The following is a 25,401-nucleotide window of genomic DNA, read 5'->3' on the forward strand; positions in this document are numbered from 1 at the left end:
GGGGCTCGCGCGCGGCCGGGTAATCGGCCTTGGCCGGCACCACCCAGGCCTCGCCGCGGCGCTCGATACGCACCGCCGGCTGGCCGGGCGGCTGGATTTCCAGCGCCTGCAGGCTACCCAGATAGCCCTGCTCGGCGGCCAGCCAGGGCGTGCGTTCGAGCTGTGCAGTGCCCTGCTGCTGGCGCTGCTGCAGCGCCAGGTAACCCAGCAGGCACAGCAGCACGATGACGATCAATGCGATCAGACCTTTACGTCCCATGATCCCCTCACTGTTGAAAACTCGGGAGGCTCATCCTTCGGCTCCCCATCGGAGCGACAGATGCCCCCAAGGTTGAAAGCGACGAACCGTGGTGCGCCATGCGCACCGCCTCAAAAGCTTTGGTGCGAGTGGCGCACCCTACGGCCCCGGTTCGTAGGGTGGATCACGCTTCACCGATCCACCGTTGTGGTGGATGTAAAAAGCGACAGCTACGCGCCCCGATCCACCCGACGCGCTTTAGCTGCGAACGAGTCGCCGCTAAAGCGCCTCCCACAATGCTCAGGCCCGGCGGCGGCGCCGCCACAGCCACAGGGCCAGCACGCCGAGGGTCAACAGTGCCGGCACCAGGGCGATATTGATCACCTTGAGCGTGCGGCCCAGCACCTCGATATCGGCGTTGAGCTGGTAGCGCACGTCGCGCAGCTCCTTGCGGATCGCCAGCTTCTCCTGGATGAAGCGCTGCACCGCGCCCTGCTGCTCCGGGGTCAGCTCCAGCGCCTGGCTGGGGTCGTCGTTGCGCTGCAGCGCCGCCAGTTGCTGCTCGGTCTCGGCCAGGCGCGCCTGCAGCGCCTGTTCCTTCTCGCGGAAGCGCTGCTCGGCGGCGCGCTGCAACTCTTCCACCACCACGAAGGGACGGCTGAAGCGGCCGCGCGAACGCACGCTGATCAACGCCTCGGAGCCGGCCAGGTTGTCCAGCGCGTTGATCGCGAAGCTGCCGTTGTCGGCCCAGGGCTGCGGAATGCGCTGGCCGAAGAAGTCCTGCACCTGCACCCACAGGCGGTCGCTCAAGATGTCGGTATCGGCCACCGCGATCACGTTGATGGTGTCGGCCTGCTTGAGGCCGTCCTTGCGCCCTTCGATGCCGTCGGGGAAGGCGCTCTGCGCCGGGCCGTCGATGCGTGCGGCGATGGCGTAGCGCTCGCCGGTGGGCTCCAGCTCGCGGATCAGCTCCTCCGGATTGCTCAGCATGGCGAAACGCTGGGCGTCGAAGGGCATGGCGTACTCGGAGCTCTGCAGCAGCGGGGTGAAGCGGGTCTTGGCGCCTTCCACCGGTTCGAGGATGCCGGCGGTGGCGACGGTGATGCTCTCCAGCCCGGCGGTGGCGATGTCCTCCTGGTCCAGCGCCTGGCGCGGCAGGCTCAGCCAGGCGGCATGACGCACCGCACGCTGGCCCTGGCCCATGCTCACCGACATGGCGTAGGAGCCGTCGCCGAGCACCTTGTCCGGCACCAGACGCAGGCCCCAGGCCTGGAACAGCGGCTCGAGGTTGGAGCCCTTGTCCACCGCCATCTCGCCCGGCATGTCGCCAGTGTCGGCCTCGGCATAGGGGTCGACGAACACCATCAGCTTGCCGCCGCGCAGGACGAACTGGTCGATGGCGTACAGGGTCTGCTCGGGCAGGTTCTTCGGGTGCACCAGCCACAACACCGAGACGCTGTCGGGAATCAGGTCGACGTCGGCCTTGAGCTGCTCGATCGAAAACAACTGGCGCACCTGCTCCAGCACCATCCATGGCGGCGTCGGCTGCCGCGCCATCATGTCGAAGCCACCGGTCATGGGCAGCCCGGAGAGCACCCCGACCACCGGCAGCTGCGGCTTGGCCAGGCTCTGCACCAGGCGGCTCAGCTCGTATTCGAGGTGCTCCTCCTGATCCAGGGCGAAGAACGGGATCACCTGGGTGTCGTCCAGCGCGTTGGTGCCGGCCAGGCCGAAGTAGATGGAGTCGCCACCCTGCTGCAGGGGGATGCCCTGCAGGCCGAACTCGGCGGCCTTGTCCTCGTCCTCGGAGAAGGGCTCGGGGTCGATGAGGTGCAGGCGGATCTTGCCGCCGGCCTGGCGCTGGTAGGCCTTGAGCATCTCCTCCACGCGCTGGGCGTAGGTGCGCAGCGCCGGCAGGTCCTTGGCTACCTTGTCGGAGTAGAAGAAGTACAGGTTGATCGGCTCGTCCAGCTCGCCAAGGATCTGCTTGGTGCCATCGGAAATGGTGTAGAGCTTCTGCTCGGTCAGGTCCAGGCGGGCGCCGCCCAGGCCGAGGCCGGCCAGCAGGTTGAAGGCGAGAAAGGCCGCCGCGATCAGCAGCAGCCCGGCGCCGGAATAGATCAGCTTTTTCATGGGCGCTCCTCAGTCGGCTTTCTTCAGGTCGATGACCACGGCGGTGGCGGTCAGCCAGGCGGCGATCAGCGAGAGGAAATACAGCAGGTCGCGCAGATCGATCACGCCCTTGCTGATGGCGTCGAAGCGCACCAGGAAGCTCAGCGAGGCGATGGCGTCCACCAGCCACTGCGGCGCCCAGGCGAAGGCATCGAGCACCATCGGAAAGCCGCTGACGATAAACAGGAAGCAGGCGCTGACCGCGAGGATGAAGGCGATCACCTGGTTCTTGCTCAGCGCCGACATGCACGAGCCGATGGCCAGATAGGCGCCGGCCAGCAGCCAACTGCCGATGTAGCCGGTGACGATGGCGCCGTTGTCCGGCTCGCCCAGGTAGTTGACCGTGACGATCATCGGGAAGGTCAGCAGCAGCGCGAGGCCGGCGAACACCCAGGCGGCGAGGAACTTGCCGGTGACCGCCTCGAAGCGGGTGATCGGCAGGGTCATCAGCAGCTCGATGGAGCCGGACTTGCGCTCCTCCGCCCACAGGCGCATGGCAATCGCCGGCACCAGGAACAGATAGAGCCAGGGGTGGAAGTTGAAGAAGGCGGACAGATTCGCCTGGCCGCCCTCGAAGAAACCGCCCAGGTAGAAGGTGAACACCCCGGACAGCACCAGGAAGATCACGATGAACACATAGGCCAGCGGCGTGGCGAAGTAGCTCGCCAGCTCGCGCTTGAAGATCACCGGCAACTGGGTCATGGCTGCTCTCCCCGGGTCAGGCTGCGGAACACTTCGTCGAGCCGGCCGCGTTCCACGTTGAGTTCCTTGATGTTCCAGCCACGCTGGCCGATCAGCGCGTTGACCTGCGGGAAGATCACCTCGCCCGGCTTGGCCAGCACGCTGAAGCTGTGCTCCAGGTGGTTCTCCTCGATCCCGGCCACCCCCGGCAGCGCGGCCAGGGCATCCAGATCCAGCGGCTCGGCGGCCACCAGGGTCACCGCCTGGTGGTAGCGCGAGCGGCTTTCCAGCTCCAGCGGCGTGCCATCGGCCAGCAGGCGGCCCTGGGCGATCACCACCGCGCGGGTGCACAGCGCCGTGACCTCTTCGAGGATGTGGGTGGAAATGATCACGATCTTGTCGCGCGCCAGGCCCTGGATCAGCTGGCGCACCTGATGCTTCTGGTTGGGATCGAGGCCGTCGGTGGGCTCGTCGAGAATCAGCACGCGTGGATCGTGGAGGATCGCCTGGGCCAGGCCGACGCGGCGCTTGAAACCCTTGGACAGCGTCTCGATGCTCTGCTCCAGCACCTTGTCCAGCTCCACCTGCGCCACGGCGCGCTCGACCCGCTGACGCTTCTCGGCGCCACGAAAGCCGCGCACCTCGGCGATAAAGTCGAGAAAGCCGCGCACCGTCATGTCGCCGTAGCAGGGCGCGCCTTCCGGCAGATAGCCGATCTGCCGCTGGGCCTGCAGGGTCTGGGTCTGGATATCGCAACCGAGGATGCTCGCCGTGCCGGAGCTCGGCGCGAGAAAGCCGGTGAGCATCTTCATGGTAGTGGACTTGCCGGCGCCGTTGGGGCCGAGAAAGCCCAGCACCTCCCCCGGCTGGACGCTGAACGACAGATCGTCGACTGCCGTGTGCTGCGCAAAACGCTTGGTCAGGTTTCTTATTTCGATCATGGCCTCTCACCAGTGCGGTCAAAGCCTGGCGCGCCGCTCGTGGGCACGAGCCAGGCCTGCAAAAATGCCGGCGGAACTATAAGAAGTCGGATGCGCTGATTGCAACCGAGTGGCGCCCGCGGAAATTTACCGGAGGTTACCGCTGCCCGGCGGCGCGCCCAGCAATACCTGAAATAGTCGTCGTTCCCGCGCAGGCGGGACAGCAGCTTTATCGCTGAACAGCGCTTGCGCTGGCCCGAAGGGGAATAACCCAGAGGCTGCGCAGCACCTGGACCAGCGCCTTCGCAGGTGTGGCGGTAAATGGTTTTTCAGCACGCCCTCAGCGATCCAGCGGGCTCAGCACCGCCAGGCCGCCGCGATTGAGCACATGGGTGTAGATCATGGTGGTCTTCACGTCGGCGTGGCCGAGCAGCTCCTGCACCGTGCGGATGTCCTGGCCCGCCTCCAGCAGGTGGGTGGCGAATGAATGGCGCAGCGAATGCGGCGTGGCATGCTTGATCGAGCCGGCACGCCGCGCAACCTCGCGCACCGCACGCTGAATGGTCTTCTCATGCAGGTGATGGCGAAAGATCCCCTGGCCGCGCGGGTCCCGCGAGCGGTTAATGGACGGAAAGACGAACTGCCAGCCCCATTCCTTGGCCGCATTGGGGTACTTGCGCGCCAGGGCGAAGGGCAAATTGGCCTCGCCAAAACCCTCGGCGAGATCGCTCCGGTGCAGATGCCGCACCTTATCGAAATGAAGCCGCAGCGGCTCGACGATACGCAGGGGCAGCATGGTCACCCGGTCCTTCTGGCCCTTGCCATCGCGCACCAGAATCTCCCGCCGGGCGAAATCCACATCCTTGACCCGCAGCCGCAGCGCCTCGAGTAGACGCAAGCCCGAGCCATAGAGCAGGTTGGCGACAATCCAGCTCACGCCCTGCAGCTGCGCCAGCAAGGCCTCCACCTCGGCGCGCGTCAACACCACCGGCAGATGCTGGGGCTTCTTCGCCCGCACTATGTCTTGTAACCAGGGCAAATCCAGCTTGAGCACCTCCTTGTAGAGAAACAGCAGAGCGGCCAAGGCCTGGTTCTGCGTCGAAGCGGATACATCGCGCTTGACCGCCAGATGAGTCAGAAAAGCTCGATCTCCGCCGCGCCCATCTCCGCCGGATGCCGATAGCGATGGAAGCGGATATAGCGTTTTGCCCACTCGGCATAGACAGTTTCGGTACGGATGGAATAGTTTCTGACTCGAATCTGCTGGCGCAGTTGATCCAGCAGCTTGGGCTTGCCGTCATCCATGTCGCGTTTCTCCCAGAGTGCTGTCGCGTTTGCCGCGACCACCTTCAAGCTAGACAAGGACTTACAAGACGACAAGGAAGGTTATGCGACAGGTGTCGTGGGCAAACGCGACAGCCATGTCGCCTAATTAATAGTTAGGCGACTAGGAGAAACCGTGGAAGAACTTAAAAACATACACAAGGCATTTATTAATCATCTTGGGAAAGAAAACGCTAAAGGCCTTTGTCATGTCATAAGCGTTTGCACGATGAGATGGATGAATGAAATATCATACTTAGATCAAAGCTGGAGGCTATGTCTGGGCAAGTTCTCCAGCAACAGCATCTCAGAAGAGCATTATTGGCTGGAAGGAAGCTCACCATCAAACGGAGTGGAAAATTTTTTAGACATGACGGCCGATCAATTTGGAAGCAAAGCACCGCTATTATCTATTGGCAGGCCGCCTGAATATATACTTGAGACAAATAAAGAGACAGAGCTTACCGCAATTTTGGAAGCTGCTGCAGTAGACACATGGATGCCTTTAGTAAAAGAAGCAGTATCACGTGTAGATGCCTAACAATGCGCTCAACTGCCGCTCACTCCGTTCGCTGGACGTCCAAAAGCTGCGCTTTTGGCCGCCCGTTAGCTTAATCGTTGTGCACCTAGAGAGAGGTCCAAAGCCACATGCTGAAGCACATAATTACTCTCGCAGCTTTAGCCTTGCTTACTATTGGTGTTTATCTTTTTAAATTCGGCCTACCAGTAACCTCTAGCGACTATGCCAACCTAGGATCTTTTTCTGGAGGCACCTTTGTTGCTTTAGCAACGGTGTATGGGGTGCTGTATGCAATTTGGCACAACATCTCAAGTAAAAAAGAGAACGAAAGCTCTCTTATAGACGCACATCTAAATTTAATGAGAACCTATAAAACCGCTCATACGGGCGGGTATAGCGAAGACGGTTACGCATTTCTTAATTGGCTATGGCCACTCACAGTAAACCAACTCACCGCTCCCCCGACCCGTGAAGCAGTACTCGCAAACTCAAATTTAAAAGAAATGGCGCAGTGGCTCCGCAGCGTCAAAAGGTGCGGAAATTCAAGAGCCGCAGAGCTCGTCGAAGTAATGTCACCAATAGAAGTAAAGTTGGCACAGCTATATCTCACCGTGTCGGAGATCCCAGAATCATATAAGGCTCCCATCAGTAACAAGATCTCTGGCATTGAGTTAAATGACAAAGAAAAAGCCTTGCTCTCACTCTGAAGTACGGCGCACAACAATGCGCTCAAATCGTTCGCTTCGCTCACTGGGACCGGCTAAAGCCGGCCCCTTAGCTTAATCGTTAGGCAGCACGAGTGCGATTAATTAAGCTAGTAATAAGAAGGTAATTTAAATGGGAACATCGATAGAGTTGTGCGTAGGGAACGTTTCTCTGTCGTATTCTAAAAATCACATGGGCATGGATTATGGATTTCTTTTTCAAGATGGTGACTTAATACGCCGAAAGTCTGAGTCAATAGACTACGAATATTATGAAGAAAATCCAGAATTAAAACATGAGATAGAAGAGGCGGAGGAGACTTTTGCTAGGGCTCTATATCGGGTTATACCACGCCTAAACATACTCGGCTATACGCTTGATGCGGCACGTGCCGAATACTATTCGTTGATAGCAGAAGCGGAAGAGATCTCAAGCGAGATTGATGCAGGTGAATCAAAAAAGGAATATCTTACGTTTGAAGAGTTTTGCCACTTGGCATGTCGCTATCCGCTGTCTGGTTTAACAAACGACTATATAGAATACGACACACCAGATCGAGACACTATTTCTCAGGGCCGTCTTGCCACTGATAGCGAATTGTTTGATCGAGTTCCTTGGTCTGGAGGCTCAGATCTCTATTGGTCTGAGGCCAGTTACCTGTCTTCGAGAGTTTGTATCCTTAGTGCTGAATCTATGCTTCAGGTTTTTGCGCAAAATGCAGCAAATTCTGATGTTGAGGTTACTTGGGAGTTTGGCCCTATTGTTCATGCTGGGTGGGTTCAACGAGAGGCGTTTCGGGCTGGAGCACTCCAAAAGCAAAAGGTTTTGATAGCAACCGAGGGAACATCAGATACACGCATTATTAAGCGAGCTCTACAGGTCCTACGTCCGGATGTGGCTGATTTTTTCAATTTCGTGGATGTCGATGAGCGACATCCATACTGGGGAACGGGCAATCTAGTAAAATTTGCAGAGGGACTATTGCGAATCGAGGTCCTAAATCAGGTCTTATTTGTTTTCGATAACGATGCAGAGGGCGTTGACGCTTTTCGCAAATTTGAAAAGTTGAATTCTCCTGCCAATATGAGGGCGATGCTCCTACCTGATCTTGATGAATTTAGGGAGTTTATAACTCTCGGACCTGAAGGGGTGAGCACTTCTGATATCAATGGTAGAGCTGCTGCGATTGAGTGTTATCTTGATCTTCGCCTAGATCAATATCCTACAGCACAGGTCACATGGAGTAATTTCAAAAAAGATATCGATGCATGGCATGGTGTTTTAGATTACAAAGAATCCTATTCAAAGCATTTTTACGAGCAGTCCGATAACCAGTTGCTGGATGGCACTTATAATGCATCTAAGCTATTGAAATTAATAGATACGCTAATCCAAGAAGCTGGATTGGTTGCCCCGATTATTTGAGGAGCTTCTTCATTTTTGACATTTTGGAGAAATTAAATACCTTGCCTAACAAGGCGCTGCTGTCGGACAAACTTTCCGCTACGCTCCAAATTTGCCGCAGAGCGCGGCGTTAGGGCATTCAATGCATCGCTCACTAGTTGCCTGCCTACTAGCCTTATCTATTGAGGCATATGCAGAACCCGAGAAAAATATTGATTGTGCCAATGCATTCTCAACACCGGATATTGAACAGTGCACATCTATCTCTCTCGAAAGCACAGAGAAAGAGCTGAATTTAGCGTATAAAAAATTGGTGGAAAGCCTTTCTCAACCAAACACTGAGTATGAAAACTACACCGAATACAGAAAAAAGCTTTTAACAGCCCAAAGAGCATGGATTACATTCAGGGAAGCGGACTGCGCCGCTCAATACGAAATGCATAGATCAGGTACTATTCGCAACAGCATCTATCTAGCCTGCAAAGAAGAGCGCGCCAAACAGCGAATAAAGGAACTTCAAAACTATGCTCCGTACTAGCCCTAACAAATGGTTCAAATCGTTCGCTCCGCTCACTGGGACGGGCTAAAGCCCACCCCTTGACCAAGCCTTAGGGGGCACATATGAGAATGCGCAATGCTCGTATCGCGATAGTGCTACTCGGACTCGTATTACCTTATATGGCACGCCTGCCTCGCGGCATCGAATGGCTGCAGCAGTACACGGATACCGATCTTGGTAGTTGGCTATTTTTGGGGGCGTTCAATGCCATTGCATGGGGTGCAATCCTTGCATGTAGCTTTATGTATCTCCGCCCCTCTTCACTAATTGGACCATGCTTGCTTGGCTTCGGCTTCCTAGCATGGGCGCACAACACCTTAGATCTCAGCGCAGACGCGCAAGCCGCTATCGGCCTGATCTTCATTCCTATCTATGCTCTCTTGCCAATTGCAATTGGCGGCGCAATTGGTTACGTCTTGGATCGGAGGCTACGGCGCAATGATGCCGCCTAACAATTCGCATATGGACTCTCCCCCACAAGCGGTGAGGAATAGCTTTTTGACACTGTCGTCAGCGCGGTTGCACTCGTATATCCGGCCTTGCATCGGGCATCGCCCTGGCCATTCTGTTGCTCGCGCAGCGGGGGCCAAGCGCGCATGAGGTATCTGTTGTGGCTCGACGGCGCTGCCGCCGCGCTGGCCGGCGCTCTGCTGCTAACGTTTCGCCACTGGCTGAGCGAGTTGCAGGCGCTGCCCCTGGCGCTGCTGACCCTGATCGGCCTGGTCAATCTGCTCTATGCGGCTTACTCCCTGAGCCTGGCGCGCCGCCGGCGGCGACCGCAAGCGCTGATCGTGCTGTTGGTGCTGGGCAATATGGCCTGGGCGGCGGTGTGCCTGGGGCTGGCGGCGAGCTTTGTCGGCTCGGCGCGTCCCTGGGGCCTGGCTTATCTGGTTGGCGAAGCGCTGTTCGTCGCGCTGCTGGCCGGCCTCGAATGGCGCTGGCGCGAACGCCTGTCAGTGGCCGCTTGAGCGCTCGCCTCGCCCGCGGCGGATAGCCCGCGCCAGGCGCTGCGCGTGGCCTGCAGCGCGAGAGTTTTTTGCCCGCCACGCGCCCTTGCGGCACACTAGCGCCCTTCCCGAGCAATCGCTCGTTTTGCCATGCAAGCAGAGTCCGTATGACCCGTTCCCCCTTCCGCCGCCTCGCCTTCGGGGCGCTGCGCCGCCTGCTGTACCTCTGGGTACGCTCGGAAACCATCAACCAGTCCGCCTTCACCCTCAAGCTCGACCGCAGCAAGCCGGTGTTTTACGTGCTGCAGCAGCCTTCGGTGAGCGACCTGGCGGTGGTCGACCGCGAATGCAGCAAGGCCGGCCTGCCGCGCCCGGTGCTGCCGGTGGCGGTCGGGGAACATGTCGAGCCGGCGGCCTTCTTCTACCTGACGCCGGAGCCGGACTGGTTCGGCCGTCAGGACAAGCGCGGCATCTCGCCGACTCTGGATCGGGTAGTCGCCGCCCTCTCCCGCCAGGCGGTGGACGATGCGCAGATCGTGCCGGTCAGCGTGTTCTGGGGGCAGTCGCCGGATCGCGAGACCAGCGCCTGGAAACTGCTGTTCGCCGACAGCTGGGCGGTGACCGGGCGCCTGCGCCGGCTGGTGAGCATCCTGATCCTGGGGCGCAAGACCCGCGTGCAGTTCTCCACGCCGATTCACCTGCGCGAGCTGGTCGAGCAGGACAAGGGCCAGGAACGCACCCTGCGCATGGTCCATCGCATCCTGCGTGTGCATTTCCGCAACCAGAAGGCCGCGGTGATCGGCCCGGACGTGTCGCACCGGCGCAACCTGGTCAAGGGCCTGGTGCACGACCCGCTGGTGCGCCAGGCGATTGCCGAGGAAGCCGAGCGCGAGAAGATCAGCCTGGAGAAGGCCGAGGCGCAGGCGCTGCGCTACGGCAACGAGATCGCCTCGGACTACACCTACACGGTGATCCGCTTCCTCGAACTGGTGCTTTCCTGGTTCTGGAACAAGATCTACGACGGCGTCAAAGTGCACAACATCGAAGGCGTGCGCGACATCGCCCAGGGCCACGAGGTGATCTACGTGCCCTGCCACCGCAGCCATATCGACTACCTGCTGCTGTCCTACCTGCTGTTCACCAACGGCCTGACGCCACCGCACATCGCCGCCGGGATCAACCTCAACATGCCGGTGATCGGCGGCCTGCTGCGCCGCGGCGGCGCCTTCTTCATGCGCCGCACCTTCAAGGGCAACCCGCTGTACACCGCGGTGTTCAACGAATACCTGCACACCCTGTTCAGCAAGGGCTTCCCGGTCGAGTACTTCATCGAGGGCGGCCGCTCGCGCACCGGGCGCATGCTGCGGCCGAAGACCGGCATGCTGGCCATCACCCTGCGCAGCTTCCTGCGCTCGCATCGCCTGCCCATCGTCTTCGTGCCGGTGTATATCGGCTACGAGCGGGTGCTGGAGGGGCGCACCTACCTGGGCGAGCTGCGCGGCGCGAGCAAGAAGAAGGAGTCGATCTTCGACCTGTTCAAGGTGCTCGGCGCGCTCAAGCAGCGCTTCGGCCAGGTCTCGGTGAACTTCGGCGAGCCGATCAAGCTGGCCGAGTTCCTCGACCAGCAGCAGCCGGACTGGCGCAGCCAGGAGCTGGCGCCGCAGTTCCGCCCGAGCTGGCTGAACGAGGCGACCAATCGCCTCGGCGAGCGGGTGGCGCGTCACCTCAACGAGGCGGCGGCGATCAACCCGGTCAACCTGGTGGCGCTGGCGCTGCTGTCCACCAGCAAGCTGGCCCTGGACGACCGCGCCCTGGCGCGGGTGCTCGACCTCTACCTGGCGCTGCTGCGCGCGGTGCCCTACTCGCCGCACACCACATTGCCGGACGGCGACGGCGCGGCGCTGATCGAGCACGTCAAGGGCATGGACCTGCTGGCCGAGCAGAAGGACGCCCTCGGCAAGATCCTCTATCTGGACGAGCAGAACGCCGTCCTGATGACCTACTACCGCAACAACGTGCTGCACATCTTCGCCCTGCCGGCGCTGCTGGCGAGCTTCTTCCAGAGCAGCGCGCGGATCAGCCGCGAGCAGATCCTGCGCTTCACCGGCGCGCTCTATCCCTACCTGCAGGCCGAGCTGTTTATCCGCTGGGATAGCGACCAGCTCGAGGAAGTGGTCGACCAGTGGCTGGCCGCCTTCGTCGAGCAGGGCCTGCTGAAGACCGAGGGCGACGTGTACCTGCGCCCGGCGCCCAGCTCGCGCCAGTTCGTGCTGCTGACCCTGCTGTCGCGCTCGGTGGCGCAGACCCTGCAGCGCTTCTACATGGCCATCGCCCTGCTGCTCAACGCCGGGCAGAACGCGATCAGCGCCGAGGAGCTGGAGGACCTGTGCACGGTGATGGCCCAGCGCCTGTCGATCCTGCATGGCCTGAACGCGCCGGAGTTCTTCGACAAGAGCCTGTTCCGCCACTTCATCCAGAGCCTGCTGGACCAGGGCGTGCTGCGCCAGGACGAGGCCGGCAAGCTCAGCCACCACCCGCTGCTCAGCGAGCTGGCCGAAGGCGCCGCCAAGCGCGTGCTGCCGGCGGAGATTCGCCTGTCGATCCGCCAGGTGGCGCTGGATCGCAACGAGGACGAGCCGGCAGCGCCGTAATTGTCGCGTCGTAGGGCGCGCTATGGCAGAACCCCCAGGGTGGCTGTCGCCTTTTACCTCCACCAGGGCGGTGGATCGGTGAAGCGTGATCCAGCCTACGCGCCGACCGGCAATCGCGGCTAAAGCCCCTCCCACGGCGTCCACCCCACCCGTAGGAGGGGCTTTAGCCGCGACAGGTTCGCAGGCCAAACAAAACCCGCCGTGCGCGAGGCGCAGGGCGGGTTCTCTTTACCGCGTGAAAGGCCTTACAGGGTCACCGCCGCCGGCTTCGGCTCGGCGGCCACTTGCACGTCCGGCGCCACTTCGATGTGCTGCAGCTCGAGGCGCTCGCTGCTCCACTGGCGCACGCGGTTGGTCAGCGCCAGGTCGTCGTTCAGCTTCTGCCCGTAGGAGGGGATGATCTGCTGCAGGCGCGCCTGCCACGCGGGGCTGGCGACCTGCTCGGCGAAGGCCTTCTCGATCAGCTGCAGCATGATCGGCGCGGCGGTGGAGGCACCCGGCGAGGCGCCGAGCAGCGCGCTGATGCTGCCGTCGGCGGAGGTCACCACCTCGGTGCCGAACTGCAGTACGCCGCCCTTCTCGGCATCCTTCTTGATGATCTGCACGCGCTGGCCGGCCTGGATCAGCTCCCAGTCCTCGCTCTTGGCCTCCGGGAAGTATTCGCGCAGCGAGGCCATGCGGTCTTCCTGGCTGAGCATCAGCTGGCCGATCAGGTAGGTGCTCAGCGGGATGTTGTCCATGCCGGCATTGGCCAGCGGCAGGAAGTTGTCGCTGGTCATGCTGCCGAACAGGTCGAGCAGCGAGCCATGTTTAAGAAACTTGGTGGAGAAGGTGGCGAAGGGGCCGAACAGCAACACGGTCTCGTCGCCGATCACGCGGGTGTCCAGGTGCGGCACGGACATCGGCGGCGAGCCGACCGAGGCCTTGCCGTACACCTTGGCCTTGTGCTGGGCGACGATCTCGGGGTTGCGCGTCATCAGGAACTGGCCGCCGACCGGGAAGCCGGCGTAGCCCTTGGCCTCTTCGATGCCGGATTGCTGCAGCAGCTTGAGCGCGCCGCCGCCGGCGCCGATGAACACGAAGCGCGCCTTGACGCTGCTCTCGGCGCCATCGTTGGCCAGGTCGGCGACCACCACGGTCCAGCTGCCGTCAGCGTTGCGCCGCAGGTCGCGCACCTCGTGTTCCAGGTGCAGGCGCGCCTGGTCCTTGGCGATCAGCGAGTCGATCAGCTGGCGGGTGATCTCGCCGAAGTTGACGTCGGTGCCGATGGCCATGCGGGTGGCGGCGACGGGTTGGCCCTGGTCGCGGCCCTGCATGACCAGCGGCGCCCACTGGGCGATCTGCGCGTGATCCTCGCTGAACTCCATGCCGCGGAACAGGTTGCTGTGCTCGAGCGCGGCATGGCGCTTGCGCAGGTATTCGATGTTGTCCTCGCCCCAGACGAAGCTCATGTGCGGGGTGTTGTTGATGAAGCTCCTGGGCTTGCTCAGCACCTCGCGCTCGACCTGGTAGGCCCAGAACTGCTTGGAGATCTCGAAGGATTCGTTGATCGCCACCGCCTTGCCGATGTCGATGCCGCCGTCGGCGGTTTCCGGGGTGTAGTTCAGTTCGCAGAACGCCGAGTGGCCGGTGCCGGCGTTGTTCCAGGCGTTGGAGCTCTCGCCGGCGACGCGGTCGAGGCGCTCGTAGATTTCGATGCTCCAGTCCGGCTCCAGCTCGTTGAGGTAGGTGCCGAGGGTGGCGCTCATCACGCCGGCGCCGATCAGCAGGACGTCGACGGTTTTCTCGGGCTCGCGGGGCTTGGAGCAACCGATCACGCTGAGACAGAGCAGCGTCAGCAGGATTTTCTTCATGGCACAGTCCAGTGGTGTGCACGACGGCGCGCCGTGCAGGCAAGGTTTCGGGTGGCAGCCGTATGGGCCGCCCATGGGCGATGGCCGCCGATCGGCGGCGCGGCGGGAGGAAGGGTGTTCCAGGCCTCTTGGCGGGCGTATTCCGCTTGTGCCGCCGGCAGGAGCAATATGCGTGCCGCTGAAAGGATTCAGCGCTGGATCGGGCCTCGCCGCGCGCCGGGAGGCACGATGCAGTGGCGAGTTCTCGCCAAAGGCGGCGGGCCCGCGCGGCGCCGGTGGCGGGATTCCGCCCCGCGCCTCAGTTGGACAGCAGCAGGGGCAACAGCAGCGCCGTGGCGATCCCCAGCAGGCTCATGGCCAGGGCGGCGAAGGCGCCGCACTCCTCGCCTTCCTGCAGGGCATGGGCGGTGCCGATGGCATGGGCATTGATACCGTAGCTGAGGCCTCGGGCCGCCGGGTGCTCGACCCTGGCCCAGCGCAGCAGCCAGGGGCCGAGCGCGGTGCCGATCACCCCGGTGAGCATCACCAGCACCGCCGCCAGCGAGGCGATGCCGCCGATCTGTTCGGCCACCGGCATGGCGATCGGCATGGTCACCGATTTCGGCGCCAGGCTCATCAGCACCACCCAGTCGGCGCCCAGCGCCCAGCCGATGGCCAGGGTCAGCGTCACCGACAGCACGCCGCCGGCCAGCAGGGTGAGCATGATCGGCCAGAACAGCTGGCGGATGCGCTTGATGTTGTGCTGCAGCGGCACCGCCAGGGCCAGGGTGGCCGGGCCGAGCAGCCAGGCGATGGGCTCGGCGCCGGCGCGGTAGGTGGCGTAATCCACCCCACACAGCAGCAGGGTGGCGACGATCAGCGTCACCGACACCAGCACCGGCTGCAGCAGCAGCCAGCCGCTGCGCCGATACAGCCAGGCGGCGATCAGAAAGGCCGCGAGGGTCAGGCCGATGGCGAACAGCGGATGCGCGGCCAGGGCATTCATCCCTTGCGCTCCTGACGGCGGATCAGTGTCTGCAACAGCCAGCCGCAGAACGGTACGGTGACCAGCAGCGACAGCACCAGGGCCGTGGCGATCACCGGCAGCTCGGCCAGCAGCAGCTCGCTGCTGGTCATGATCCCGGCGGCCGGCACCGCCAGCAGCAACGGCAGGTAGGGCAACAGGCCATTCGCCGCCTGCTGCAGCGGCTCGGGCACCGCGCCGCGCCACATCAGCCAGGCCGACAGCAGCAGCAGGCCGATGATCGAGCCCGGCAGCATGGGCAGCAGCCACTGGTTCAGGGCCACGCCCAACAACTGCAGCAACACCAGCCAGAACAGGCCACGCAACATCATGATCTCCACTCCTCCTTAATTGCGCCCCCGGCGAAACAGCGGACGCGGCTCGATGGCCGAACGACCATACAACACACTGAGCCCGGCCAGGCCCTTGAGTGCATCCTCCAGCGACTTGTCGGCGCGCACGGCGAAGGCGTCGAAACCGCACTGGCGCATATGCGCCAGCTGGTCGCGCAGCACATCGCCCACCGCGCGCAGTTCGCCGCGCCAGCCCAGGCGGGTGCGCAGCAGGTAGGCCTGGCTGTAGCCGCGGCCGTCGCGGAAGCTGGGGAAGTCGATGGCGATCAGCGGCAGGCTGGAGAGAAACGGCTGCAGCGCTTCCGGCTCGTCATCCACCTGCAACAGCAGGCCGTCGGCGCTCGCCGCCCTGCCCTGCAGCACTTCGGCCGACTGCCGTTCGCGCCAGGCGGCCAGCGGCAGGATCTGCGGCGCCGCGCCAACGCTGTCGGCGTCATGCAGTTGCCAGGGGTCGTCGGTGATGATGCGGGCCTGGCCCTCGACCAGGCGGATCAGATTGTTCATGCCACCGCCTCCCGGGCGTAGACGCGCTCCTTGAACGGCTCCAGGCCGATGCGCTGGAAGGTGTCGAGAAAGCCTTCGTTCAGCTCGCGGTAGTCGACGTAGGTCTGCACGATGCGCTCGATCACCTCGGGCACCTGCTCGGCGGCGAACGCCGGGCCGATCACCTTGCCCAGCGCCGCCTGCCGGCCCTGGCTGCCGCCGAGGGTGAGCTGGTACCACTCGCTGCCGTTCTTGTCGACGCCGAGGATGCCGACGTTGCCGATATGGTGGTGGCCGCAGGCGTTCATGCAGCCGGAGATGTTCAGGCTGATATCGCCCAGGTCGTGCAGGTAGTCGAGGTCATCGAAGCGCTGCTGGATGGCCTGGGCGATGGGGATCGACTTGGCGTTGGCCAGCGAGCAGAAGTCGCCGCCCGGGCAGGCGATGATGTCGGTGAGCAGGCCGGCGTTGGCGGTGCCCAGCCCGGCCGCCCGAGCCTCGCTCCATAGCGCATGGAGATCGCGCTTGCGCGCGTCGGGCAGCACCAGGTTCTGTTCGTGGGCCACGCGAATCTCGCCGAAACCGTAGCGCTCGCTCCAGTCGGCCAGCGCCTCCATCTGCTCGGCGCTGACGTCGCCGGGCGGCGCGCTGATGCCGGGTTTGGTCGACAGCACCACGCTGGCGTAACCGGGCACCTGATGCGCCATGACGTTGCGCGACACCCAGCGGGCGAAGTCCGCGTCGCGCGCCAGCTGGGTGCCGAAGTCGATATCGGCATCGGCCAGCTCGGCATAGGCCGGCTTGTGGAAGGAGGCGGCGACGCGCCGGTATTCCTCATCGGTGAGCCGCGCCGGGCCGTCCTTGATCGACTGCCACTCGCGCTCCACCTCGGCGGCGAAGGCCTCGATGCCGAGCGCCTTGACCAGGATCTTGATCCGCGCCTTGTACTTGTTGTCGCGCCGGCCGTGGCGGTTGTACACGCGCAGGATGGCCTCGACGTAGGACAGGCAGTCCTGCCAGTGCAGCCCTTCACGCAGTTGCTGGGCAATGATCGGCGTGCGCCCCAGGCCGCCGCCGACCAGCACCCGCAGGCGCAACGCGCCGGCCTCGTCGCGATGCAGCTGCAGGCCGATATCGTGCACCTGGATCGCCGCGCGATCTTCGGCGGCGGCGCACAGGGCGATCTTGAACTTGCGCGGCAGGAACAGGAATTCCGGGTTGACCGTCGACCACTGGCGGAGGATCTCGGCCAGCGGACGCGGGTCGAGGTACTCGTCGGCGGCAACGCCGGCGAAGGCTTCGGTGGTGATGTTGCGCACGCAGTTGCCGGAGGTCTGGATGGCGTGCATGTCGTGCGCGGCCAGCCAGTCGAGGATGTCCGCCACGCGCTCGAGCTCGATCCAGTTGAACTGGATGTTCTGCCGCGTGGTGAAGTGGCCATAACCGCGGTCGTACGCGCGGGCGATATGCGCCAGCGCGCGCATCTGCTTGGCCGACAGGGTGCCGTAGGGAATCGCCACGCGCAGCATGTAGGCATGCTTCTGCAGGTACAGGCCGTTCTGCAGGCGCAGCGGCAGGAACTCCTCTTCGCTCAGCTCGCCTTCCAGGCGCCGCTGTACCTGGTCGCGGAACTGGGCGACGCGCTCGCGCACCAGCGCACGGTCAAAATCGTCGTATTGGTACATGCCGGCAGGCCTCCTGATCACGGGCGTCGACTATGCCTGCCGGACGTGTTTCGAAAACAGCGCCAGAAAAGCCTAAAAAAACCAGATCAGATAAGCGAAAGAAGGCTGTGGCTTACCGGAGATTGGCGCGGCGCGATGTCGCAGGCCGAGGCCTGTAGCGCTCAGGCTGAAATCCACAGCAGCCAGAGATGGCGTGGCCTGGAGACCTGTCAGGCACTTTTCCCGGCGCCCACCGGCCGCATCTGATCCGCTTTTTTTACGAAAACCTGAGACTGTTTCGCAAACAGTTCGCCTCGGATCATGGCGCCAGCCTGATTAACGCCTGAGGGCAACGCCATGACCGAGCTGATCCCCGTGCGGGCCGTCGAGAGCATCGACCCTGCCAAACCCATCCGCCTGACGCCGGCCCAGGCCGGTGGGCCGATCCACACCCGCAGCTTCACCGGGCGCTTTCGCAACCTGCGCCTGCTCGGCGCCGGCCTGCTGTTCCTGCTGTTCTTCGGCACCGCCTGGATCGACTGGAACGACCGCCAGGCCGTGCTCTGGGATCTGGGCGCGCGTCAGTTCCATATCTTCGGCGCCACCTACTGGCCGCAGGATTTCATCCTGCTCTCGGCCATCCTGATCATCGCCGCCTTCGGCCTGTTCTTCATCACCGTGCTGGCCGGGCGCGTCTGGTGCGGCTACGCCTGCCCACAGAGCGTGTGGACCTGGATCTTCATGCGCGTGGAACAGCTCACCGAGGGCGACCGCGGCCAGCGCATCAAGCTCGACGCCGCGCCCTGGTCGCTGCACAAGATCCTGCGCCGCGGCGCCAAGCATGGCCTGTGGCTGGCGGTGAGCCTGGTCACCGCGCTGGCCTTCGTCGGCTACTTCACCCCGATCCGCCAGCTGACCCTGGACCTGGCGACCCTCGAGGTCGGCGCCACCACGGCCTTCTGGGTGCTGTTCTTCACCGCCGCCACCTACATCAACGCCGGCTGGCTGCGCGAGAAGGTGTGCCGCGACATGTGCCCCTACTCGCGCTTTCAGAGCGTGATGTTCGACCGCGACACGCTGATCGTCTCCTACGACGCCGCCCGCGGCGAGAACCGCGGGCCGCGCCGCAAGGACGCCGACTACAAGGCCGAAGGCCTGGGCGACTGTATCGACTGCACCATGTGCGTACAGGTCTGCCCCACCGGCATCGACATCCGCGATGGCCTGCAACTGGACTGCATCGGCTGCGGCGCCTGCATCGACGCCTGCGACAGCGTGATGGACAAGCTCGGCTATGCCCGCGGCCTGGTGCGCTACGGCTCCGAGCGCGAGCTGGCCGGCGGCAAGACCCGCTGGCTGCGCCCCAACCTGGTCGGCCATGCGGCGATGCTGGCGCTGATGATCGGCGCCTTCGCCTGGGCCCTGGCCGAGCGCCCGCTGCTGTCGCTGGACGTGACCCGCGACCGCGGCCTGTACCGCGAGAACGCCCTGGGCCAGATCGAGAACATCTACAGCCTGAAGATCATCAACAAGACCCAGCAGGCGCGCAGCTACAGCATCGCCCTGGTCGAGCCGGGCGACTTCGAGCTGCATGGGCCGAGCACGCTGCATCTGGCCCCCGGCGAGATCCGCGACCTGCCGGTCAGCGTCGCCCTGACCGCCACGCGCAATGGCGCCGGCCCGCAGCACCTGCAGTTCGAGGTGACCGACCAAGCCGAGCCGGACAGCCGCGTCGCCACCCGCAGCACCTTCCTCGCCCCGCTGCGCTGAAACCTCCTAGCCCGGATGCCATCCGGGGCCGTCCGCTGCGCGGATGGCACCCGGGCTACACCTACCCTGTAGGCGCGGATTGATCCGCGATTCGCCCAGCACGCCCGACGGTCCCGCCCGAACGACTCACGAGGCCCTGCCATGTCCGCCGTTCACCCCGTAAAGTGTTCGCCCGTACCCCTTGCACCGGTGAACCAGGACAGGATGAAACGCTACGAGAAATTCGCCGACGAGATCGCCGAGCTGATCCGCAGCGGCGTGCTCGCCCCAGGCGAGAAGGTGCCCTCGGTGCGCCACGCCAGCCGCACCTACGGGGTCAGCCCGTCCACCGTGTTCCAGGCCTACTACCTGCTGGAGGATCGCGGCCTGATCCAGGCCCGCGCCCGCTCCGGCTACTTCGTCCGCGAACACGCGCAGCGCCCGCTGCACGAGCCGGAAGCGGCCGTGCGCGCCGCGCAGACCACCGAGGTGGACGTCAGCGAACTGGTGTTCTCCGTGCTCGCCTCGCTGAAAGACCCCGACACCGTGCCCTTCGGTTCGGCCTTCCCCAGCCCCGACCTGTTCCCCCTGCCGCGCCTGGCGCGCAGCATGGCACACGCCCTGCGCGAGCTGTCGCCGCACGCGGTGATCGCCGACATGACCGCCGGCAACCCCGACCTGCGTCGGCAGATCGCCCTGCGCTACATGGTCAGCGGGGTGATGCTGCCGATGGAGGAGCTGGTGATCAGCAACGGCGCCATGGAGGCGCTCAACCTCTGCCTGCAGTGCGTCACCCAGCCGGGCGACCTGGTGGCCATCGAGTCGCCGGCCTTCTACGCCTGCCTGCAGGTGCTGGAGCGGCTCAAGCTCAAGGCGGTGGAAATTCCCGTGCACCCGCGCGAAGGCATCGACCTGGCGGCGCTGGCCGACAGCCTGCAGCGCCTGCCGATCAAGGCCTGCTGGTTCATGAGCAGCCTGCAGAACCCGCTCGGCGCGAGCATGAGCGAGGCGAAGAAACAGGCGCTGTACGAGCTGCTGGTGCGCCACCAGGTGCCGCTGATCGAGGACGACGTCTACGCCGAGCTGTACTTCGCCAGCCAGCCGCCCAAGCCGGTGAAGAGCTTCGACCGCGAGGGCCTGGTGATGCACTGCGGCTCCTTCTCCAAGAGCCTGGCACCCGGCTACCGGGTCGGCTGGGTGGCCGGCGGGCGCTACGCCGAGCAGATCGCCCGGCTCAAGCTGATGACCACCATCTCGCCCTCGGTGCCGGCCCAGGCGGCCATTGCCGACTACCTGCAGCACGGCGGCTACGACCGCCACCTGCGCAAGCTGCGCCACGCCCTGGAAATGCAGCAGGGCGCCATGCTCGCCTCCGCCGCCCGGCATTTTCCCGCCAGCACGCGGGTGACGCGGCCGGCCGGCGGTTATTTTCTCTGGTTCGAATTCCCCGAACGGCTGGACTCCCTGCAACTGCTGCGCCTGGCGCTGGCCCAGGGCATCAGCCTGGCGCCGGGACCGATCTTCTCCGCCAGCCAGGGCTTTCGTCACTGCGCCCGCCTGAACCACGGCCACCCCTGGGACGCGCGCAGCGAACAGGCCATGGAGGTGCTCGGCCGGCTGGTGGCGGGGTTGCTCTGACAGAGCGGCGCAGCCTGCGCGCAATTAGAGCGCCGGCAACCGCCAGTCGATGGGCGTCATGCCGTTCTGCACGAGGAACTGGTTGCAGCGGCTGAAGTGACCGTTGCCGATAAAGCCGCGGTGCGCCGACAACGGCGAGGGGTGCGGCGAGCGCAGCACCAGGTGCTTGGTCGGGTCGATCAGGCGCTGCTTGCCCTGCGCATGGCTGCCCCAGAGCAGGAACACCAGCTTGGGCCGCTGCTGGCTGACCACCTCGATCACCCGGTCGGTGAACAGTTGCCAGCCCTTGTTCGCGTGGGAGCCGGCGTTGCCTCGCTCCACGGTCAGCGAGGTGTTGAGCAGCAGCACGCCCTGCTCGGCCCAGCTCTGCAGGTAGCCGTGGGCGGGGATATCCAGGTTCAGGTCGCGCTTGAGTTCCTTGTAGATGTTCACCAGCGACGGCGGCGTCTGCACCCCCGGCTGCACCGAGAAACACAGGCCGTGGGCCTGGCCGGGACCGTGGTAGGGGTCCTGGCCGATGATCACCACCTTGACCCGCTCCAGCGGCGTGGAGTTGAGCGCATTGAAGATCAGCGGGCCCGGCGGGTAGATCTCCTTGCCGGCCGCCTTCTCGGCACGGAGGAACTCGCGCAGCTCGCTCATGTAGGGCTTGTCGAACTCCTCGCGCAGCGCCTCTTTCCAGCTGGCGTCGAGTTTGATGCGGTCGTCGGTCATCCCGGGTGTTCCTGCGCTGAAAACGAAAACGGCACGCTAGGCAAGGCACGGGGGCAAGTCAAGGCATCGCACGGGATAACGCGGCGCCGACTGATGCCTGCCCATCACGCCGCTGGATGCGCGTTGCCACGCCGCCCTCGCCGGCCAAGACTCAAAGGCGATATCCCGAGGAGCAGCGCAGCATGAACACCGCGACCGCTATCAGCCGCGAACGCCTGGAACAGGCGCTAGCCCACTCCACCTTCGCCCAGTTGCTCGGCGCCGAGCTGCTCGACTTCGAACCCGGCAAGGTCAGCCTGCAGGTGCGCAGCCGCCCCGACCTGTGCCAGCACCACGGCTATCTGCACGGCGCGGTGGTCGGTTTCATGGTCGACAGCGGCTGCGCCTGGGCCGCCGCCTCGCTGGTCGGCGACGTGGTCACCAGCGAATACAAGCTCAACCTGCTCGCCCCGGCCATCGGCGAGCGCCTGCTGTGCCGGGCCGAAGTGCTCAAGGCCGGACAGCGCCAGGCGGTGTGCCGCGCCGACGTGTTCGCCTTGAAGGATGGCCAGGAGAAGCTGGTGGCCACCGGCCTGGCGACCATCGCCCGGGTGTAGGGCGGATTCAGCAGTCTTAGGTTGGGTTGAGGTACGCCGCGCCGAAGCCCAACGGGTCAGGTCGAGGACTGCTGGGCTTCGCTGCGCTCGGCGCCCAGCTAGCGGCGGGGGCCGCCCTAGCCCTGGTGCAAGGCCCGGTAATGGCTGGGCGCCATGCCCACCACCTTGCGAAACAGTCGCGAGAAATAATAGGGATCGTCGTAGCCCAGTTGCTCGGCGATCTGCCGCACCTCGGCGTCGCCCTGGTCGAGCAGGCGGCAGGCCTGGGCCATCTTCAGCTGGATGAAATCCTGGATCGGCGCGTGGCCGGTCAGGGCACGGTAGGTCTTGGCGAAGTGGAAGCGCGACAGCTTGAACTGCGCCGCCAGCTCGTCGAGGTTGAGGCTGCCATGCAGGTGGCTGCGCATCACCGCCTGCACCGCGTCGACGTCCAGCACCCGCCCGGATTTGAGGTTGGCCCGCGCCGGCAGCACCGCCAGGGAGCTGAGCAGCGCCTGCAGCTGATGGGCGGCGTGGATGAAGGGCACCGGGTTGAGACCCTGGCGCTGCAAGCCCAGCAACGCCTCGAAATCCGCCAGCAGGCGCGGCTGCACGCCGATGCGGCGCACCCGACGCGGCCCCAGCAGACGCAGGAAGTCCTCGGCCAGGCTGCCGTCGAAATGCACCCAGTACAGCGTCCAGGGCCGTACGGCGTCGGCGCCGTAGCGGTGGGCGAGGCCCTTGGGCAGCAGCAGCAGATCGCCGCCGCCGACCTCGAATCGTCCATCCGCCGTCTCCAGCCAGCCGCGCCCGGCGCGGCAGTAGATCAGCAGGTGATCCTCCGGCTGACTGCGCTGCATCAGGTGCCCGGCCGCTTCCGGGTAAAACCCCAGCGCCAGCGGGTAGCAGCCGCAGCTCAGCGGCTGACGGGCCAGCAGGCGACGCAGGCGCGGCGGGGTGATGAAGCGCTGGCCGTTGGCGGGCAGCGGCCAGCTGGAGGTTTCCACTCGTGCAGTCATCGGCGCGCCCACCTCGCTGGGGGATGGCAATGCCAAGATCGTCCATCCAAAGGCCAAGATCGTCAATCCACAAGCAGCCGGACACTGACTATAAAGAGAGCACAGAAGAACAACAGGAGGCCGACCATGCCCCGTACCCTGCCCCAGCTGATCGACGGCCAGTGGCTCGCGAGCCAGGCCCGCGAACTGATCGAAGTCACCGACCCGGCCACCCAACAGGTGCTGGCGCTGGCGCCCAAGGCCACCCATGCGGAGATCGAGGCCGCCGTGGCCGGCGCCAAGGCCGCCTTCCTCACCTGGCGCGAGGTGCCGGTGCCGGAACGGGCACGGCTGATGCTGCGCTACCAGCACCTGCTCAAGGAGCACCACGACGAGCTGGCCGAGATTCTCGCGCAGGAGACCGGCAAGACCTTCGCCGATGCCAAGGGCGATGTCTGGCGCGGCATCGAGGTGGCCGAGCACGCCGCCAACGTGGCCAGCCTGATGATGGGCGAGACGGTGGAGAACGTCGCCCGCGAGATCGACACCGCCAGCTGGATCCAGCCGCTGGGCGTGTGCGTCGGCATCACCCCGTTCAACTTCCCGGCGATGATTCCGCTGTGGATGTTCCCGCTGGCCATCGCCTGCGGCAACACCTTCATCCTCAAGCCCTCCGAGCAGGACCCGATGACCCCCAACCGCCTGGCCGAGCTGTTCCTCGAGGCCGGCGCGCCGCCCGGGGTACTGCAGCTGCTGCACGGTGGGCGCGAGCAGGTCGACGCGCTGCTGGTGCACCCGGACGTGCGCGCGATTTCCTTCGTCGGCTCGGTGCCGGTGGGCCAGCATATCTACCGCACCGGCACCCAGCACCTGAAGCGGGTGCAGGCCTTCGCCGGGGCCAAGAACCATATGGTGATCATGCCCGACGCGCCCAAGGACCAGGTCATCAGCAACCTGGTCGGCGCCAGTTGCGGCGCCGCCGGCCAGCGCTGCATGGCGATCAGCGTGGCGGTGTTCGTCGGCGAGTCGCGACAGTGGATTCCCGAGCTGGCCGCGCAGATGGCCGAGCTGCGCCCCGGCCACTGGCGCGACAGCGGCGCTGCATTCGGCCCGCTGATCAGCCAGCAGGCGCGCCAGCGCGTGCTGCGCCTGATCGCCGAGGGCAAGGCCGAGGGCGCCGAGTGCCTGCTGGATGGTTCACAGTGCAGCGTCGAGGGCTACCCGGAGGGCAACTGGCTGGGGCCGACGCTGTTTCGCAAGGTCACGCCGAAAATGTCCATCTACCGCGAGGAAATCTTCGGCCCGGTGCTGGTGTGCCTGGAAGTCGCGACCCTGGAAGAGGCCATCGAGCTGGTCAACGCCAGCCCCTACGGCAACGGCACCAGCATCTTCACCCGCTCCGGCGGCGCCGCGCGCCACTACCAGCACGCGGTGGAAGTCGGCCAGGTGGGCATCAACGTGCCGATCCCGGTGCCGCTGCCGTTCTTCTCCTTCACCGGCTGGAAGGGCTCCTTCTATGGCGATCTGCACGCCTACGGCAAGCAGGCGGTGCGTTTCTACAGCGAGACCAAGACGGTCACCAGCCGCTGGTTCGACGACTCGTCCGTGAGTGGGCCGAATATGACCATTCAATTGAAATGAGAACGGAGTAGGCCTCTGTTAGACCAATAGACGATCACTGCAACTGGACGAGCGGCGTAAAACAGTCTCCTGCAGCACAACAACAAGGAGAACTGCAATGCGCCACCTGACTGCCACCCTGGCCCTGTGGGCCGGGATCACCGCCTGTGCGCAGGCCGCCGAGCCCATCACCCTGGGGCTCAACTACCCGCGCACCGGCCCATACAAGGAGGAGGGATTGGCGCAGATGCGTGGAGCCCTGCTGGCCATCGACGAGCTCAACGCCGCAGGCGGCGTGCTGGGCCGCCCCTTGCGCCTGTCCAGCAAGGACACCGCCTCGCGTCCGGCCAAGGCGGTGAAGAACGTCGACAAGCTGGCCGCCGAGGGCGCCGCCATGCTGTTCGGCGGCGCCTCCAGCGCGGTGGCCATCGCCGCCGGCAAGCGCGCCCGCGAACACGGCCTGCTGTACTTCGGTACCCTCACCTACTCCAACGACACCACCGGCAAGGACGGCCACCGCTACCTGTTCCGCGAGTGCAACAACGCCTGGATGAGCGCCCAGGTGCTCGGTCAGTACCTGAGCAAGCATCTGCCGGACAAGCGCTACTTCTACGTCACCTCCGACTACACC

General features: G+C 64.2%; 22 protein-coding genes and 2 pseudogenes. 12 read left to right on the forward strand and 12 right to left on the reverse strand.

The features are described from left to right. The 5 genes and pseudogenes from N878_RS10965 to N878_RS10985 form a co-directional block, all read right to left on the reverse strand. Positions 1–259 (reverse strand): annotated as a pseudogene (locus N878_RS10965) (hypothetical protein); the annotation flags it as partial. Between the two features lie 279 nt (positions 260–538). Next, positions 539–2,371 (reverse strand): Gldg family protein, encoded by a 1,833-nt coding sequence (locus N878_RS10970; protein ID WP_021443701.1) that lies wholly within the window; start codon positions 2,369–2,371, stop codon positions 539–541. Positions 2,372–2,380: 9 nt separating this feature from the next. Next, positions 2,381–3,112, reverse strand: coding sequence for an ABC transporter permease subunit (locus N878_RS10975; protein WP_021443702.1), 732 nt, complete (start codon positions 3,110–3,112; stop codon positions 2,381–2,383). Continuing rightward, positions 3,109–4,032, reverse strand: a complete 924-nt coding sequence (locus tag N878_RS10980) for an ABC transporter ATP-binding protein (RefSeq protein ID WP_021443703.1) — start codon at positions 4,030–4,032, stop codon at positions 3,109–3,111. The genes N878_RS10975 and N878_RS10980 overlap by 4 nt, the downstream gene beginning before the upstream one ends. Positions 4,033–4,351: 319 nt before the next feature. Further along, a pseudogene (locus N878_RS10985) lies at positions 4,352–5,316 on the reverse strand (integron integrase). Positions 5,317–5,470: 154 nt separating this feature from the next. Between N878_RS10985 and N878_RS28365 the strand changes: the two are divergent. The 7 genes from N878_RS28365 (at position 5,471) to plsB (ending at position 12,120) form a co-directional block, all read left to right on the forward strand. Further along, entirely contained in the window at positions 5,471–5,875 is a 405-nt protein-coding gene (locus tag N878_RS28365) for a hypothetical protein (protein ID WP_147459062.1), read from the forward strand. A 107-nt stretch (positions 5,876–5,982) separates the two neighbouring features. Next, the gene (locus N878_RS28370) at positions 5,983–6,561 is read left to right on the forward strand and encodes a hypothetical protein (RefSeq protein ID WP_147459063.1); all 579 of its coding nucleotides are present in this window, start codon (positions 5,983–5,985) and stop codon (positions 6,559–6,561) included. Positions 6,562–6,691: 130 nt separating this feature from the next. Then, on the forward strand, positions 6,692–7,984 hold the full coding sequence (locus N878_RS28375; protein WP_147459065.1) for a HEPN/Toprim-associated domain-containing protein: 1,293 nt from the start codon (positions 6,692–6,694) through the stop codon (positions 7,982–7,984). Between the two features lie 121 nt (positions 7,985–8,105). Beyond that, a complete protein-coding gene (locus N878_RS26780) occupies positions 8,106–8,501 on the forward strand; it encodes a lysozyme inhibitor LprI family protein (RefSeq protein WP_082457837.1) in 396 nt (131 codons plus the stop codon). Between the two features lie 83 nt (positions 8,502–8,584). Continuing rightward, positions 8,585–8,974, forward strand: a complete 390-nt coding sequence (locus tag N878_RS26785) for a hypothetical protein (protein WP_082457838.1) — start codon at positions 8,585–8,587, stop codon at positions 8,972–8,974. Between the two features lie 144 nt (positions 8,975–9,118). Beyond that, complete coding sequence (locus tag N878_RS10995) at positions 9,119–9,490, forward strand: hypothetical protein (protein WP_031303034.1); 372 nt, start codon at positions 9,119–9,121, stop codon at positions 9,488–9,490. A gap of 146 nt (positions 9,491–9,636) precedes the next feature. Next, the gene (plsB, locus tag N878_RS11000) at positions 9,637–12,120 is read left to right on the forward strand and encodes a glycerol-3-phosphate 1-O-acyltransferase PlsB (protein ID WP_021443709.1); all 2,484 of its coding nucleotides are present in this window, start codon (positions 9,637–9,639) and stop codon (positions 12,118–12,120) included. Positions 12,121–12,365: 245 nt separating this feature from the next. On the opposite strand, the gene N878_RS11005 is transcribed toward plsB, so the two are convergent. From N878_RS11005 to N878_RS11025, 5 genes are all read right to left on the reverse strand, one after another. After that, positions 12,366–13,973, reverse strand: a complete 1,608-nt coding sequence (locus N878_RS11005) for a malate:quinone oxidoreductase (RefSeq protein ID WP_021443710.1) — start codon at positions 13,971–13,973, stop codon at positions 12,366–12,368. Between the two features lie 298 nt (positions 13,974–14,271). Next, positions 14,272–14,958 (reverse strand): LrgB family protein, encoded by a 687-nt coding sequence (locus N878_RS11010; protein ID WP_021443711.1) that lies wholly within the window; start codon positions 14,956–14,958, stop codon positions 14,272–14,274. Further along, positions 14,955–15,308 (reverse strand): CidA/LrgA family protein, encoded by a 354-nt coding sequence (locus N878_RS11015; protein WP_021443712.1) that lies wholly within the window; start codon positions 15,306–15,308, stop codon positions 14,955–14,957. The genes N878_RS11010 and N878_RS11015 overlap by 4 nt, the downstream gene beginning before the upstream one ends. A gap of 15 nt (positions 15,309–15,323) precedes the next feature. Next, entirely contained in the window at positions 15,324–15,833 is a 510-nt protein-coding gene (locus N878_RS11020) for a DUF934 domain-containing protein (protein WP_021443713.1), read from the reverse strand. Then, the gene (locus tag N878_RS11025; RefSeq protein WP_021443714.1) at positions 15,830–17,497 is read right to left on the reverse strand and encodes a nitrite/sulfite reductase; all 1,668 of its coding nucleotides are present in this window, start codon (positions 17,495–17,497) and stop codon (positions 15,830–15,832) included. The genes N878_RS11020 and N878_RS11025 overlap by 4 nt, the downstream gene beginning before the upstream one ends. A 336-nt stretch (positions 17,498–17,833) precedes the next feature. On the opposite strand from N878_RS11025, the gene ccoG reads away from it, so the two are divergent. Both ccoG and mapR read left to right on the forward strand, forming a co-directional pair. Further along, the gene (gene ccoG, locus N878_RS11030) at positions 17,834–19,246 is read left to right on the forward strand and encodes a cytochrome c oxidase accessory protein CcoG (RefSeq protein ID WP_021443715.1); all 1,413 of its coding nucleotides are present in this window, start codon (positions 17,834–17,836) and stop codon (positions 19,244–19,246) included. 204 nt (positions 19,247–19,450) lie between these two features. Continuing rightward, entirely contained in the window at positions 19,451–20,863 is a 1,413-nt protein-coding gene (mapR, locus tag N878_RS11035; RefSeq protein ID WP_021443716.1) for a GntR family transcriptional regulator MpaR, read from the forward strand. A gap of 24 nt (positions 20,864–20,887) precedes the next feature. Here mapR and ung read toward each other — a convergent pair whose 3' ends face one another. Further along, positions 20,888–21,577: a uracil-DNA glycosylase gene (ung, locus tag N878_RS11040; RefSeq protein ID WP_021443717.1), complete on the reverse strand. Its 690-nt coding sequence runs from the start codon at positions 21,575–21,577 to the stop codon at positions 20,888–20,890. Positions 21,578–21,759: 182 nt separating this feature from the next. On the opposite strand from ung, the gene N878_RS11045 reads away from it, so the two are divergent. After that, positions 21,760–22,173 (forward strand): PaaI family thioesterase, encoded by a 414-nt coding sequence (locus N878_RS11045; RefSeq protein WP_021443718.1) that lies wholly within the window; start codon positions 21,760–21,762, stop codon positions 22,171–22,173. Positions 22,174–22,289: 116 nt separating this feature from the next. Here the strand turns inward: N878_RS11045 and N878_RS11050 are convergent, their stop codons facing one another. Continuing rightward, positions 22,290–23,171 carry an AraC family transcriptional regulator gene (locus N878_RS11050; protein ID WP_031303036.1) on the reverse strand — a complete coding sequence of 294 codons (882 nt, stop codon included), beginning with the start codon at positions 23,169–23,171 and terminating at the stop codon, positions 22,290–22,292. A 126-nt stretch (positions 23,172–23,297) separates the two neighbouring features. Between N878_RS11050 and N878_RS11055 the strand changes: the two genes are divergently transcribed. Together N878_RS11055 and N878_RS11060 are read left to right on the forward strand one after the other, a co-directional pair. Beyond that, positions 23,298–24,791, forward strand: a complete 1,494-nt coding sequence (locus tag N878_RS11055) for a CoA-acylating methylmalonate-semialdehyde dehydrogenase (protein ID WP_021443720.1) — start codon at positions 23,298–23,300, stop codon at positions 24,789–24,791. 97 nt (positions 24,792–24,888) lie between these two features. Continuing rightward, positions 24,889–25,401: ABC transporter substrate-binding protein (locus tag N878_RS11060; protein ID WP_021443721.1), on the forward strand; the 513-nt coding region annotated here is incomplete at its 3' end.

This window comes from Pseudomonas sp. EGD-AK9 (assembly GCF_000465935.2).
Lineage (GTDB): Bacteria > Pseudomonadota > Gammaproteobacteria > Pseudomonadales > Pseudomonadaceae > Aquipseudomonas.

Coding starts and splice junctions, on each gene's coding strand:
- ung (WP_021443717.1), bottom strand. CDS start 21,577: ATGACCGACGACCGCATCAAACTCGACGCCAGCTGGAAAGAGGCGCTG.
- N878_RS28375 (WP_147459065.1), top strand. CDS start 6,692: ATGGGAACATCGATAGAGTTGTGCGTAGGGAACGTTTCTCTGTCGTAT.
- N878_RS11050 (WP_031303036.1), bottom strand. CDS start 23,171: ATGACTGCACGAGTGGAAACCTCCAGCTGGCCGCTGCCCGCCAACGGC.
- N878_RS11045 (WP_021443718.1), top strand. CDS start 21,760: ATGAACACCGCGACCGCTATCAGCCGCGAACGCCTGGAACAGGCGCTA.
- N878_RS11055 (WP_021443720.1), top strand. CDS start 23,298: ATGCCCCGTACCCTGCCCCAGCTGATCGACGGCCAGTGGCTCGCGAGC.
- plsB (WP_021443709.1), top strand. CDS start 9,637: ATGACCCGTTCCCCCTTCCGCCGCCTCGCCTTCGGGGCGCTGCGCCGC.
- N878_RS11025 (WP_021443714.1), bottom strand. CDS start 17,497: ATGTACCAATACGACGATTTTGACCGTGCGCTGGTGCGCGAGCGCGTC.
- mapR (WP_021443716.1), top strand. CDS start 19,451: ATGAAACGCTACGAGAAATTCGCCGACGAGATCGCCGAGCTGATCCGC.
- N878_RS11015 (WP_021443712.1), bottom strand. CDS start 15,308: ATGATGTTGCGTGGCCTGTTCTGGCTGGTGTTGCTGCAGTTGTTGGGC.
- ccoG (WP_021443715.1), top strand. CDS start 17,834: ATGACCGAGCTGATCCCCGTGCGGGCCGTCGAGAGCATCGACCCTGCC.
- N878_RS10975 (WP_021443702.1), bottom strand. CDS start 3,112: ATGACCCAGTTGCCGGTGATCTTCAAGCGCGAGCTGGCGAGCTACTTC.
- N878_RS26780 (WP_082457837.1), top strand. CDS start 8,106: ATGCATCGCTCACTAGTTGCCTGCCTACTAGCCTTATCTATTGAGGCA.
- N878_RS11005 (WP_021443710.1), bottom strand. CDS start 13,973: ATGAAGAAAATCCTGCTGACGCTGCTCTGTCTCAGCGTGATCGGTTGC.
- N878_RS26785 (WP_082457838.1), top strand. CDS start 8,585: ATGAGAATGCGCAATGCTCGTATCGCGATAGTGCTACTCGGACTCGTA.
- N878_RS11010 (WP_021443711.1), bottom strand. CDS start 14,958: ATGAATGCCCTGGCCGCGCATCCGCTGTTCGCCATCGGCCTGACCCTC.
- N878_RS10980 (WP_021443703.1), bottom strand. CDS start 4,032: ATGATCGAAATAAGAAACCTGACCAAGCGTTTTGCGCAGCACACGGCA.
- N878_RS10970 (WP_021443701.1), bottom strand. CDS start 2,371: ATGAAAAAGCTGATCTATTCCGGCGCCGGGCTGCTGCTGATCGCGGCG.
- N878_RS10995 (WP_031303034.1), top strand. CDS start 9,119: ATGAGGTATCTGTTGTGGCTCGACGGCGCTGCCGCCGCGCTGGCCGGC.
- N878_RS28370 (WP_147459063.1), top strand. CDS start 5,983: ATGCTGAAGCACATAATTACTCTCGCAGCTTTAGCCTTGCTTACTATT.
- N878_RS11020 (WP_021443713.1), bottom strand. CDS start 15,833: ATGAACAATCTGATCCGCCTGGTCGAGGGCCAGGCCCGCATCATCACC.